11 protein-coding genes are annotated in these 13,209 nt (G+C 58.0%); 4 read left to right on the plus strand and 7 right to left on the minus strand.

The features are described from left to right. Positions 1-53: 53 nt before the first annotated feature. The gene (locus F3I21_RS20175) at positions 54-548 is read right to left on the minus strand and encodes a helix-turn-helix domain-containing protein (RefSeq protein WP_058759336.1); all 495 of its coding nucleotides are present in this window, start codon (positions 546-548) and stop codon (positions 54-56) included. 373 nt (positions 549-921) lie between these two features. Here F3I21_RS20175 and F3I21_RS20180 point away from each other — a divergent pair, with 373 nt between their 5' ends. Further along, on the plus strand, positions 922-1,890 hold the full coding sequence (locus F3I21_RS20180; RefSeq protein WP_370515581.1) for an alpha/beta fold hydrolase: 969 nt from the start codon (positions 922-924) through the stop codon (positions 1,888-1,890). A 7-nt stretch (positions 1,891-1,897) separates the two neighbouring features. Here F3I21_RS20180 and F3I21_RS20185 read toward each other — a convergent pair whose 3' ends face one another. From F3I21_RS20185 to proP, 3 genes are all read right to left on the minus strand, one after another. Beyond that, entirely contained in the window at positions 1,898-2,872 is a 975-nt protein-coding gene (locus F3I21_RS20185; RefSeq protein WP_150059638.1) for a diguanylate cyclase, read from the minus strand. A 116-nt stretch (positions 2,873-2,988) separates the two neighbouring features. Next, entirely contained in the window at positions 2,989-3,966 is a 978-nt protein-coding gene (hemB, locus tag F3I21_RS20190; protein ID WP_031279816.1) for a porphobilinogen synthase, read from the minus strand. A gap of 276 nt (positions 3,967-4,242) precedes the next feature. Then, positions 4,243-5,748: a glycine betaine/L-proline transporter ProP gene (gene proP / locus F3I21_RS20195; protein WP_058759333.1), complete on the minus strand. Its 1,506-nt coding sequence runs from the start codon at positions 5,746-5,748 to the stop codon at positions 4,243-4,245. A gap of 358 nt (positions 5,749-6,106) precedes the next feature. Here proP and F3I21_RS20200 point away from each other — a divergent pair, with 358 nt between their 5' ends. Further along, positions 6,107-6,898, plus strand: a complete 792-nt coding sequence (locus tag F3I21_RS20200) for a hypothetical protein (RefSeq protein ID WP_150059639.1) — start codon at positions 6,107-6,109, stop codon at positions 6,896-6,898. Then, complete coding sequence (locus F3I21_RS20205) at positions 6,891-7,361, plus strand: hypothetical protein (RefSeq protein WP_021508122.1); 471 nt, start codon at positions 6,891-6,893, stop codon at positions 7,359-7,361. The genes F3I21_RS20200 and F3I21_RS20205 overlap by 8 nt, the downstream gene beginning before the upstream one ends. A gap of 27 nt (positions 7,362-7,388) precedes the next feature. On the opposite strand, the gene F3I21_RS20210 is transcribed toward F3I21_RS20205, so the two are convergent. The 3 genes from F3I21_RS20210 to F3I21_RS20220 form a co-directional block, all read right to left on the minus strand. Next, positions 7,389-8,348: a D-2-hydroxyacid dehydrogenase family protein gene (locus tag F3I21_RS20210; RefSeq protein WP_104189573.1), complete on the minus strand. Its 960-nt coding sequence runs from the start codon at positions 8,346-8,348 to the stop codon at positions 7,389-7,391. After that, positions 8,323-9,927 carry an EAL domain-containing protein gene (locus F3I21_RS20215; protein ID WP_058770992.1) on the minus strand — a complete coding sequence of 535 codons (1,605 nt, stop codon included), beginning with the start codon at positions 9,925-9,927 and terminating at the stop codon, positions 8,323-8,325. Before F3I21_RS20215 ends, F3I21_RS20210 begins: the two co-directional genes overlap by 26 nt. Before the next feature lie 338 nt (positions 9,928-10,265). Beyond that, on the minus strand, positions 10,266-11,342 hold the full coding sequence (locus F3I21_RS20220) for an AI-2E family transporter (protein ID WP_150059640.1): 1,077 nt from the start codon (positions 11,340-11,342) through the stop codon (positions 10,266-10,268). 208 nt (positions 11,343-11,550) lie between these two features. Here F3I21_RS20220 and F3I21_RS20225 point away from each other — a divergent pair, with 208 nt between their 5' ends. After that, positions 11,551-12,774, plus strand: coding sequence for an MFS transporter (locus F3I21_RS20225; protein WP_150059641.1), 1,224 nt, complete (start codon positions 11,551-11,553; stop codon positions 12,772-12,774). Positions 12,775-13,209 lie beyond the last annotated feature (435 nt).

The following is a 13,209-nucleotide window of genomic DNA, read 5'->3' on the forward strand; positions in this document are numbered from 1 at the left end:
GCGCCGCTTCAACCTATGCGGTTATAAATATTTTCCCGAAATATCAGACGTGATTAACGCACCGCGCAGCTAATACGCGCTGGAAACTTCCCATTATTTTCGCTTACCGGATTAACAACCTGTTTTTCCTGCTCGCTGCGATTAAACCCGACTTTGCGACACAGCGCGCAGGGATCGTCACTGCTGCGCAACAGGGCTTCGGCAGCATCGCTCAGCTGGCGTTTGCGGCAGAACAGCGGCGTGCAGCCCATCACCTGTTTAAATGAGCGGGTAAAGGATTGCTGACTTTCGAAATGGTATTTAACCGCCAGACTGATAATCGGTGTGCGGCTGAATTTCAGCTCATTCACGCAACAAATCAGTTTCTTTTTGCGAATATAACGCGCCAGCGTTTCGTTATGGTAACGGGCAAACAGTTTCTGTAAATACCATTTGGAATAGCCAGATTTCAGTGCAATATCATCAATGCTCAAACGTTGATCCAGGTTGGCCATAATCCATTCGGTCACCGAATCAATCACCCCTTGGTTGTATTTTTGCTGCATCATTATGGTCCTCCAATAACTCGACACAGTGTAATTAAATTAAACTTTTTAAGCACTGGCGTAACGTAAAGTTTTATCAGGAAATAGCTTTTTTATTAATTGTCATCAAGACTGGTCTTGTTTATCGTGAAATTAACCGACGACATGTTGTGATGATGTTGAATAGTTGCCGTAATTACGGCCGTTATTATTAACGCAAATGGGTTATCGCTTTGCGCGGCTTAACAGTCAAAGGTGTGACGGGCGGCGGCACGGCGCATCAATATCCACCGGCGGTTTTCGTGCCAGACTGAGGGTTTTTCCCCTGTACAGAAGAGGTCACATGACGTTTCGTTTTCGATTAAAACCGTTACTGAGCGTAGCGCTGGCGTCAGCGATGCTGTGCGGCACGCTCAGCGCGCAGGCCGCTGAGGCCGTGTATGGCGAGCAGCTGGAGGGATTTCACTATCCGCATCCGCTGCAGCATTTTGCCTTCTCCTCCCAGCAGCAGTCGCTCAGCATGGGCTATATGGACGTGAAGCCGGCGCAGCAGGCCAATGGTCAGACAGTGGTACTGATGCACGGTAAAAACTTCTGCGCTGCCACCTGGGAAGACACCATCAACGCGCTGAGCCAGCAGGGCTATCGCGTGATTGCGCCAGATCAGATTGGTTTCTGTACCTCCACCAAACCCGCCCGCTATCAGTACAGCTTTCAGCAGCTGGCGCAAAACACCCATCAGCTGTTAGCGCAGCTCGGCGTTGAGAAAGCGGTGATCGTTGGCCACTCGACCGGCGGTATGCTGGCGACGCGTTACGCACTGATGTATCCGCAGCAGACGCAGAAGCTGGTGCTGGTCAATCCGATTGGCCTTGAGGACTGGAAGGCGAAGGGCGCGCCGTGGCGCTCGGTGGATCAGTGGTATCAGCGCGAGCTGAAGCTCGACGCGGCGGGCATTAAGAAATATGAGCAGCACACTTATTACAGCGGCCAGTGGAAGCCGGAATATGACAAATGGGTGCAGATGCTGGCCGGGCTGAATAAAGGACCGGGGCATGAGAAAGTGGCGTGGAACTCGGCGCTGATCTACGACATGATTTTCACCCAGCCGGTCTATTACGAGTTTAAAGACCTGAAGGTGCCGACCACGCTGATGATCGGCACGGCCGATACCACGGCGATTGGCAGCGATATCGCTTCACCGGCGGTGAAAGCGCAGCTCGGCCATTACAATGTACTGGGCAAACAGGTGGCACAGCTGATTCCCGGCGCGCGGCTGATTGAGTTCCCCGGTATGGGGCACGCGCCGCAGATGGAAGCGCCAGCGAAGTTTAATCAGACGTTGATTGACGACCTGGCGCATTAAGGAGCGGCTATCTGCGCGGCTGCCTTTTCTGGTACTTGGCGGCGTACATGCGTGCGTCGCTGCTTTCCAGCAGCTGCTCCAGCGATTGCGGCTGCTGCGGATCAAATTCCACGATGCCCGACGAAAACTGCAGCGTGTAGCGCCGCTCCAGATCCTGCATCTGTTTATGCAGATAGTGGGCGAAGCGCGACAGCGTCGCTTCCGCCTCGTCCTGACGAATGCCGTTCAGCAGCACCACAAACTCATCGCCGCCGAGCCGGGCAAAGATATCGGCATGGCGAAAACTCACCTTCATGGCATCGGCAAAGTCCATCAGCGCGCGGTCGCCCTCGCGGTGACCATGCCGGTCATTGATGGCCTTGAAGCCGTCGAGATCGAGAAACGTCAGGCTGGCGGGCAGTTGTCTCAGCAGGCACTCATTCAGCGCCATCTGTCCCAGCGTCATAAAGCCGCGCCGGTTGGTGATTTGCGTCAGCTCATCGGACGTCGCGGTCTGAAACGCTACCAGCTCGGCTTCGGCCATGGCCGCCAGATCGCGCAGCGCGTGCAGATCCTCCGCGTTGAACTGGCGCGCATGATTATCGATGATGCACAGCGTACCGACTTTGGCACCGGACGGCGTGCGCAGCGGATAGCCCGCGTAGAAACGCACCGGATTGTCTGCATCGGTAACCAGCGGATTATCGCTGAAGCGCGTGTCGGCCAGCGCGTCCTCAACCACCATCACCTCATCCTGCAGGATGGTGTGGCCGCAAAAAGAGATGTTACGCGCGGTGGTTGGCCGATCAAAACCGTCGCTGGATTTAAACCATTGATAGTCATTCTCCAGCAGACTGACCATCGCGACCGGAACGTCAAACAGACGTCGGGCAAGGCGGGTTAAACGGTCAAAACGCTCTTCTGTGGGTGTGTGCAGAATGTTGAGCGCACGTAACTGGGCCAGACGCTGTGATTCGTCCGCAGGCAGTGCAGGTGCTTTCATCGCGTAACTCTTGTTAATGATGGATGTGTTACAGCAAACCGGATGTCGTGCCCGCGCAGGGGCAGAGAGCACTAAACAACCGCGGTAATGCGCGATTGTTTAGCGTAACGAGAGGATCAGAGCACTTTTTGCTCGGCAAGATCAAGGGCGAAATAGCTGAAAATGAGATCGGCACCGGCACGTTTTATGGCACCTAAGCTCTCCAGCACCACGTTGCGTTCATCGATGGCGCCCGCCTGAGCGGCAAATTTGATCATCGCGTACTCACCGCTCACCTGGTAAGCCGCCAGCGGCAGCGTGGTGCGCTCGCGGATATCACGCAGGATATCGAGGTAAGCGCCTGCCGGTTTGACCATCAGCGAATCTGCACCTTCCGCTTCATCAATCAGCGACTCGCGAATCGCTTCACGGCGGTTCATCGGGTTCATCTGATAGGTTTTGCGGTCGCCTTTCAGCGCGGTGCCCGCTGCTTCACGGAACGGGCCGTAGAACGACGAGGCGAATTTGGTGGAGTAGGACATGATAGCGGTATCGGTAAAACCGGCCGCGTCCAGCGCCTGGCGAATCGCTTTCACCTGGCCATCCATTGCTGCTGACGGCGCGATGAAGTCGGCACCGGCCTGCGCAGCAACCACCGCCTGTTTGCCGAGGTTAATCAGCGTCTGGTCGTTGTCGACGCCGTGATCGCACAGCACGCCGCAGTGGCCGTGACTGGTGTATTCACAGAAGCAGGTATCGGACATGACAATCATTTCCGGCACCGTGTCTTTGCAGATGCGCGACATGCGCGCCACCAGGCCGTTTTCGTTCCACGCATCGCTGCCGGTGGCATCGGTGTGGTGCGAGATACCAAAGGTCATGACCGAACGGATACCGGCTTTGGCGATGCGTTCGATTTCGTACGCCAGACGTTTTTCCGGAATGCGCATCACGCCCGGCATGGCGTTGATTGGTACGTAATCATCCACGCCTTCTTCAACGAAGATCGGCAGGGCCAGATCGTTCAGGCTGAGGTGGGATTCCTGGAACAGTTCGCGCATCGACGCGCTTTTGCGCAGTCTTCTTGGGCGCTGAATGAGATTGAAATCAGACATGCTCGGTTAACTTATGCTGGTGAAAAAAGTGGCGACAGTTTACCCCTTTTCGCCGGGTAGCATGAAGGATTGTGTGCGGTGCGGGCCGGGCGTTGTTGCCGGTCGGCATCAATGCCGACCCTACAGCGCACCCGGCAACCGCCGAATCCCAACCCGCCGTTACCCGTAGGGTGCGCATTCATGCGCACCTGGAAGCCTCACCGCAGCACACATTCTCACGCACCCGGCCACCGCAGAAACAAAACTCCCGCCGGGTGGCGGGAGTGAAAGGACAGATTACTCGTTGATGTCCGGGTGCTGCTGCACCAGGTTTTTGCGCTTCGCCTCAAGGCGGGCGATCTCTTCATCAATATCTTCAATCTTCTGCTCGATATTGTCGTGATGCTCCTGCAGGATCTCACGCGCTTCTTCGAGGTCCGATGCCGCCGGTGTCGCGCCGCGCAGCGGTTTGTTGGCGGTCTCTTTCATGTACAGACCGGTCACCAGACCGACCACCGCCACCACCATCAGGTAGTAAGCCGGCATATACAGATTGTTGCTGGCTTCCACCGCCCAGGCGGTCACGGTTGGCGTCAGACCGGCAATCAGAATCGAGATGTTGAAGGCGCTGGCCAGCGCACTGTAGCGAATGTGCGTCGGGAACATCGCCGGCAGCGACGAGGCCATCACGCCGGTGAAGGCGTTGAGGATCACCGCCAGCAGCAGCAGACCGGCAAAAATCAGCCCCAGTACGTTACTGTTGATCAGCATAAAGGCCGGAATCGCACAGAAGAACAGGGCGATACTGCCGACGATCACGAACGGACGGCGGCCGAAGCGGTCGCTCAGCATGCCCATCACCGGCTGCACAAACAGCATCCCCATCATGATAGCGATGATAATCAGCACGCCGTGATCTTCCGAGTAGTGCAGGTTATGCGACAGATAGCTCGGCATGTAGGTCAGCAGCATGTAATAGGTCACGTTGGTGGCAAGCACCAGACCGATACAGGCCAGCAGGCTTTTCCAGTGTTTGCTGGCAATCTCTTTAAACGACACTTTTGGGCCGTCGCGCAGACCTTCGCGGTCGCCTTGCTCCAGCTTATCGACATGCTGCTGGAACGCTGGCGTCTCTTCCAGTGCGTGACGCAGATACAGGCCGATAATGCCCAGCGGCAGCGCGAGGAAGAACGGAATACGCCAGCCCCAGTCGAGGAATTTCTGCTCGCCAATCACCGTTGAGATCAGCACCACTACGCCCGCGCCCAGCACGAAGCCGGCAATCGAACCAAAGTCCAGCCAGCTTCCCATGAAGCCGCGCTTACGGTCCGGCGAATACTCGGCGACGAAGATCGACGCACCGGTATATTCCCCGCCCACCGAGAAGCCCTGCGCCATTTTCGCCAGCAGCAGCAGTATCGGTGCCCAGATGCCAATCGAGGCGTAAGAAGGAATCAGGCCGATACAGAAGGTACTGATCGACATGATGACAATGGTGATCGACAGGATTTTCTGGCGACCGTATTTATCGCCCAGCATGCCGAAGAACAGGCCGCCCAGCGGACGGATCAGGAACGGTACCGAGAAGGTCCCGAGTGCGGCAATCATCTGCACGCCAGGCGAGGCGTCCGGGAAGAACACTTTACCCAGCGCGTAGGCCACAAAGCCATAAACACCGAAATCGAACCATTCCATCGCGTTACCGAGTGACGCGGCGGTAATGGCCTTACGTAAACGAGCGTCATCGATAATCGTGACGTCATCCAGCCCAATAGGTTTTACACGCTTCCTACGTAATTTCATGAGGTTACCCTGTATTGGAATTCAAAAAGTCCTCAACGCTGCGGACTCGGTGGAGCGTGCAGTCCGCGGCGTTGAGAAAATTAAAGCATAGCCGTGAAAGTGGTTTTTTCCCTGGCCTGCCAAAGCAATTATTACTCAGGTAATTATTGCATCCCGCGACAGAGTATACCGTTTAAATGTGATATTTGTCATGTTTCCGCCAATAACTGGCTATTTTTTGGCTAAAACTATGGCCGTTTTGGTCCGCAATCGCGGCAAAAAAATTGTCTGAATCGCGACGCAGGCCGCAGCGCAGATGCGCTGGCGAGCGAAAATATCTATACTTGCGCCAGTTTCTCTGCCGGAGATCGGGCGCCGCATGGCACGCTTTGTTTTATTTGCAAAAAGTCTTTGTTTTGACGTTGACCAGCAGGTCCTCTTTCCGGTGCAGTCGCCCGCGCACCGCGTGGCACTGACGCCGCTGCAAACCGCCATTCTGCGGCGCGTGATTGATGCGGATGGCAAACTGGTGCGCAACCAGACCCTGCATGCGCTGTTCCAGCGCGTCCCCAGCGACACACCGTTCGCCGAACGCCTGACGGCCACCATTGCCGCCATCAATCAGCAGGCACAGCTGGCACACGCGCCGGGTCCGCTGGTGCATCAGGTGCCGCTGATTGGCTGCGTGCTGGCCGATCAGGTCGATGTGGCGCCGCTGAGCGATGAGCCGGTGGCTACGCCAGCGGCAGCGGTGGTCAGTCCGCAACCGGTGCCCGCGCCGGCCAGCGTAAAGAAGAAGCGGCCTGTGCTGCGCTGGGTAATCGTTGCGCTGCTGCTGGTGAATGTCGCGCTGGCGCTGCTGGCACGCCAGATGTTCGCGCCGGTGCAGCACGATGCGCTGGATTTCCGGCCGCTGCTGCGCATCCAGAACAGCCAGATTTATGTTGCCGCTCACCTGAAAGACGATTCGTGGGTGGTGCAGGACGCGCTGCGGCGCTATCGGCAGTGGCAGCCGCGCCTGCCGGATGGCTCAGCGCCGCCGATGGTGTACATCAACCCGGTGCGCACCCGACTCTTTTCCAGCACCTTCCTGTGCGCCAAACCGATCGCGCAGAAGGACAACGAATGTATTTCATGGATGGTGTCAGCGCAGGAGATACCTGATGCGTAAAGCGATAATCACCACGGCGGTGGTGCTGGCCTTTGTGCTGCCGTGGGCGCTGGCACTGCTGCTGCGGCCGGCAGAACCGGTGCCGGAGTGGTGTGAAGTACCGTATCGTATTGATCATGAAGGCGCGCCGGCTGGCGCGATTGATGCCACCATTCGCACGCGCTTTAAGGCGGACGGCAGCGGCAGCTCAACGCTGACTGGCACCGTCACGGTACGCGATCGCCACTATCGCCTGCATCGCGTATCCGATACCACCTGGCGCCGCCAGGGCGATTTCATGCTCAGCACCACGCGCAACGTCCGTATCCTGGCAGACGACACCGTACCGCCCGCGCTGGCGGCACAGATCGTGTTTTCGCCAGCGCGCGAGGGCAATAACGATTATTACCAGATGTACCAGCTGCCCAATGGCGACCAGATGATTAATTATGCCGGGCTGCCGCGGCTGTACTGCCACAGCTAACCCTGGTGCTGTCGACGCGCCGGGGGCTTAAAGCAGCGAGCGCAGCGGCGCGCCGTGCAGCCAGCCAGCAATATCTTCCACCGCCTCGCTGAAGTAGGTGCGGTAATTGGTATCGGCAACATAGCCCAGATGCGGCGTTGCCAGCACGTTCGGCAGCTGACGCAGCGGATGATCGGCAGGGAGCGGCTCCTGTTCAAAGACATCCAGCCCGGCGCCCGCCAGCTGGCCAGACTGCAGCGCGCTGATCATCGCCTGCTGATCGACAATCCCGGCGCGTGAGGTGTTAATCAGCAGCGCGCCCGGCTTCATGTGCGCCAGCGCCGCGCCGTCCAGCAGATGACGGGTGCGCTCACTCAGCACCAGATGAATCGATACCACATCGCTCGCCCTGAGCAGCGCCGGCAGTGAAGCCATCTTCTCTGCGCCGCACGCCGCTGCGCGTGCTTCGCTCAGGTTCTGGCTCCAGGCGCACACGCGCATGCCAAAGGCGCGCGCCACGTTAGCCATCTCACCGCCAATCTTGCCCAGCCCAAGCAGGCCGAGGGTTTTGCCGTGCAGCGCCATGCCCAGCGTATGCTGCCACGCACCGTTACTGCGCAGCGCCTGGCTCTCCGCCGGAATATGGCGTGCCAGACCGAGCAGCAGCCCCCAGCTCAGCTCCAGCGGCGCCGCGCTGCTACTGGCGGTGCCGCACACTGCAATCAGCCGTTCGGCACAGGCGTGCAGATCAATTGAGGCATTGCGCATACCGGAGGTGACAATCAGCTTCAGATTGGGCAGGCGGCCTATCAGCCGGGCGCTGAGCGGGGTGCGTTCGCGCATCACCACCAGAATGTCGGCGTGCGCGATGTGAGCGACCAGTTCATCTTCGTCGGCGTAGTGGCGGTGCAGCGCGGTAGTTTGTACCTGCGGTTGCAGCGATGCCCAGTCGGCCAGCGACAGGGCAACATTTTGATAATCATCAAGAATGATGCAGTTCAGGCTCATGGTGGTCCTCAACGGGAAGCGGTTGGCGCCCCTGCTGATTAAGCCAGGCGCGAAGCTGGTTATTGTCCATCGGACGGGCGTAATAATAGCCCTGAATAAATACCACGCCACGCTGCTGCAGATACTGAAATTGCAACGCGGTTTCTACCCCTTCACCCAGTACCTCGAGCTGCAGCTTGTGGCACAGATTGATGATGGCATCCAGCACCGGGGTTTCGATCTCCAGTCCTTCAATGGCGTTGATAAAGCCGCGGTCAATCTTCAGGTAATCGAGCGGGAAGGTCATCAGATAGGAGAGCGCACAGTGGCCGGTGCCGAAGTCGTCAATCGCCACCTTCATGCCGTGCGACTGCAGATAGCGCAGCTTGCGCGACACCGCGTCGCCGTCCTCGATCAGGCTGCGCTCGGTGAGCTCCAGCGTGATCAGCATCTGTTTGTCACGGATGTTGCGGGCAAAACGCATCATGTCCTGCACAAAATCGGGGTGTTGCAGATGCTCAGCGGCGAGGTTAAAGCCTATGTGGAAGCCCGGTTCTACCTGCCAGCTCTGGATATCTTCCGCCATCATCGCCAGCAAATGCTGGGTCAGCGGCACGATCATGCCTTCCGCTTCGGCATGGCTGATGAAGATATCCGGGCGGATCATTTCGCCGTTGGGCCGCTGCCAGCGCATCAGCGCTTCCGCACCGGTGCAGCGCTGAATCCCGGTGCTGTACACCGGCTGATAGTGCACCGTGAACTCACGGTTGCGTATCGCCCGGCGAATTTCATCCGCCCATGAGAGGCGGCGGCGCAGCCAGTTGGCGGTCAGCACCATTAGCAATATCGAAAAGATGGCGGCCATCGGCAGGAAAATAAGCAGCGCCTGACGCCAGGCTTTGATCAGCTCGGCGGCGGGTACCGTCACGCTGACGCTGATTGGATAGCGGCTGGACTCCGCCTGATAGTTGGCGCTGCTGAGGTACAGCAGCTCTGGCTGGTCGTCCGGACCGCTGGCGATGGGGCTGCCGCCGTTGAAGCGCAGGCTCATCTGATAACGGTTCGACTCACCGATGGCGCGCATGAAGTCCATCAGATACTGGCCATCAATCACCGCCCAGAAACCGCTGCTGTCCGGCAGGTGACGCACGAAAATCACCGCCGGGCGATCCGGTACGCCGGAGGTGCCGCGAATCGACAGGCTCCACCAGGCTTTGCCGGTCACCGGCGGCGACTGCATCATCATCCCGGCCAGCGTGTCGTGCTGCAGCCCGTAAGCCGACGAGCAGGTGATTTCGCTGCCCTGCAGGGTACCAATCGAGCGGAAGTAGGCGTTAAGGGTGCCGGCGCGCTGCAAATCTTCATCAATATCGGCGCAGCGACGATTCTGGTACTGACGCAGGCGGGTCACCATGTCCCATGCGCTGTCACTCATCTTTTCTGCCTGCGTCAGCAGGGCATTGGCGGTGGCAATTTGCTGCTGGCTGACCGTATGGCGCGCCTCAATGGCTGTGCAAAATATGCCCAGCACCAGCGGTAATAACCCGGCACAGACAATCAACAGCCAGCCAAAATCGCGTTGTCGTTTTTGCAGAGGCACCAGACTTTCCTCGGTCGGTTTAAGCAGCATTCAGGAAGCGCGTTACGGCGTCAGCAGCATAACACTTTCCCGCGGCCGTGCATGTTAGCGTTTTGATTTTCCACCAATCTGATACAAGTCAATTATGGTTTGCGCTTTGCGTTTATTGACAATGTTTTGCCGTTACTGGCATTTCCCGGCAGGAAAAGCCTGTGGCACGAGATGAGTAAGAGTGTTGCGCCAGAATCATCAGGTATGGCGATGCGCACTGACGCCATACGGCGGCAACGTCACTGCGCAGGGGCGCTGCCAGACGATCGGCAAATACGGATCGTCTGGCATCGTGGCGTGGTAAGACGTTACGGGCGCGGCGCGGGCCGGTTATTTTTGACGCGCAGGCGCGGTTTGGGGCGGCCATTACCCAGCATTATCGCCAGCCGGCTGCCGCCCGGCGTGGTTTCCATCAGGATTTTGGTGACGCTGGTCAGCGGCACCGACAGCAGCATCCCGACCGGACCGAGCAGCCAGCCCCAGAAAATCAGCGACAGAAACACCACCAGCGTTGACAGTCCCAGCCCGCGTCCCATCAGGCGCGGTTCCAGCATATTGCCAAACACCATGTGAATGGCACTGAACAGCGCCGCCACCAGCACGGCGTCATACACATCATTCAGCACCAGCGCCTGAATAAACGGCGGCACACCGGCGATAATCGGGCCGATATTGGGGATAAAATTGAGGATAAAGGCGACAACGCCCCAGAACAGCGCAAATTTGACGTCCAGCAGCATCAGCACCAGCCACACCGCCAGCCCGGTAATCAGGCTGACCAGCGTTTTCAGTGCCAGATAGTGCGTGACGCCCTTCAGCGCCTTGTGCAATCCGGCGATGCGGATCTGCGGATTCATCATCGCATTGCGCAATTTGTACGGCAGATGGTGCACCTCAAACAGCATGAACACCACGGTAAGAATCAACAGCACCACATTGGTCATGGCACCGGAGAACTGCGCCAGCAGCGTGGTGGCCATGTTCATAATCACATTGGGATCGAGCCGTGCCGCCAGTGCGCTGGTGGAGATATTGATATGAAACTGTGCGGCAAAATGCTGCAGCACCGTCAGCTTCTGTTCCAGCAGGCTGCGGATTTGCGGATAGGTATCGCTGAACTCGCTTACCGAACTGGCCAGCACCCCGACCAGCAGCAGCATCACAATGAAGATCACCGTGATCACCAGCGAGATCGCCACGCCGCGCCGCAAACCCCGGCGCATCAGCAGGGTCACCAGCGGATTAAGCACAATCGCCAGGAAGCTGGCGAGTAAGAAGGGCACCAGAATATCCGACGCGGCACGAATGCCCGCCAGAATAATCACTAACATCGCCAGCTTGACCAGGATGTTCTGGCCAATTTTCTCCTGTGGCTTTTCGTTCATTCCCTCTCCTGAATGGTGGTTCGCTGTGGAAAGTGTAGTTGAACGCCAGTAAGTAATTGTTTGTTTAGGAGTAAGCGAAGCGTACCCGATAAGCGCCGTCGGAGATACCGCCATCGGCCCGCCGCGAATCGACGGTGCGCACGGCGAGAAAAGGCGTATAGTAAAGCTTCAGCTATAAAAATTTCGTCAAACACGAGCGCAATCACTCATGCCTGACCAGCCCGCCGCGGCCGAATACAGCCGTTTTCGTCTGAATTTACAGATTCTCTCCATCGTGAAGTTCAACTTCGCCACCTATCTCACCATTGGCCTGCCGCTGGCGGTGCTGCCGGGCTTTGTCCATGACGGCCTGGGCTACAGCGCTTTCTGGGCCGGCGTGGTGATCAGTCTGCAATATGTCGCCACGCTGCTAAGCCGTCCGCATGCCGGTCGCTATGCCGACAGCTGGGGACCCAAAAAGGTGGTGGTGCTTGGTCTGTTTGGCAGCCTGGTGAGCGGGCTGTGTATTTTGCTGTCGGCGCTGGCGGAAGAGCAGGAAGTGCTCAGTCTCGCGCTGCTGTGCCTCGGGCGCGTGCTGCTCGGCGTCGGTCAGAGTTTCTGCGGCACCGGCACCTCGCTGTGGGGCGTGGCGAAAGTCGGCTCGCTGCATATTGGCCGGGTGATCTCCTGGAACGGCATTGTCACCTATGGCGCAATGGCGATTGGCGCACCGCTTGGGGTGATGATCTTTCGCAGCGGCGGCCTGCTGCTGCTCTCCAGCGTGATTATCGCCATCAGCGTGCTGGCGATTGCGCTGGCGCTGCCCCGTGCGCCGGTGAAAGGCAGCAAGGCCAAACCGCTGCCGTTCCGCGCGGTGCTCGGTAAGGTGTACGGTTTTGGCCTGCTGCTGGCGATGGGCTCGGCGGGCTTTGGCGTGATCGCCACCTTTATCACCCTGTTTTATCAGGAGCAGGGCTGGGACGGTGCCGCCTTCGCGCTGACGCTGTTCAGCGCTGCGTTCGTTGGCATGCGCCTGCTGTTTCCCAACGCCATTAATAAGCTCGGCGGACTGCGCGTCGCCAGCCTGTGTTTTGCCGTCGAGGCGATTGGCCTGCTGCTGGTGGCGGGCGCGTTCGATCCGTGGATGGCGAAGTTCGGCGCTTTTCTCACCGGCGCCGGTTTCTCGCTGGTGTTCCCGGCGATTGGCGTGGTCGCAGTCAAAGTGGTGCCACAGCAGAACCAGGGCAGCGCGCTGGCCACTTACACCGCGTTTATGGATCTGTCGCTCGGCATCACCGGTCCGATCGCGGGTTTTATCATGAGCTTAGCCGGCGTACAGCTGGTGTATCTGCTGACTGCGCTGCTGGTGGGATTTGCGCTGCTTTGTACCCTGCGGATGATCAAGCGTCAGGCTGGATTGCCAGCCGAGGATACTGCGTCCAGGTCGCCATAAATGGCGCCCCTACAGCATGACACAGCGCGCATTGATGTGCATCGGGCAATCCGCTGCGGCAATCACGCATCGGATGGGGGAAACAAGTGAAAAAAAGGCCTCCGACCGAGGCCAACACTAACAAAAGCGTGTCGCTAAGACACAGATAAGGGTTCGTTTCACATCGCATTGTCTGCAGATGGTGCAAAGAAAACATTTATTTCGTTTTAATTGAATTATGAAATAACGGATATTGGATCTGCCTCGCAAAAATTTCATATTTCGTTTCATCCAGCCACGCTCCGGCGCTGACCCTCTCGCTGACTGCTCGTCCTGCTAATCTCCCTGCTGCTGATTACGGGCGCAGGCCGCATCGGTATTGTCATCAGGCCCGCACTTTGCGCCAGTCCGCTAATGCTGGCGGAAAAATGCGATCCAGGCCGCTAAAAGTAAATT

Source organism: Pantoea sp. B_9 (genome assembly GCF_008632015.1).
Lineage (GTDB): Bacteria > Pseudomonadota > Gammaproteobacteria > Enterobacterales > Enterobacteriaceae > Pantoea > Pantoea dispersa.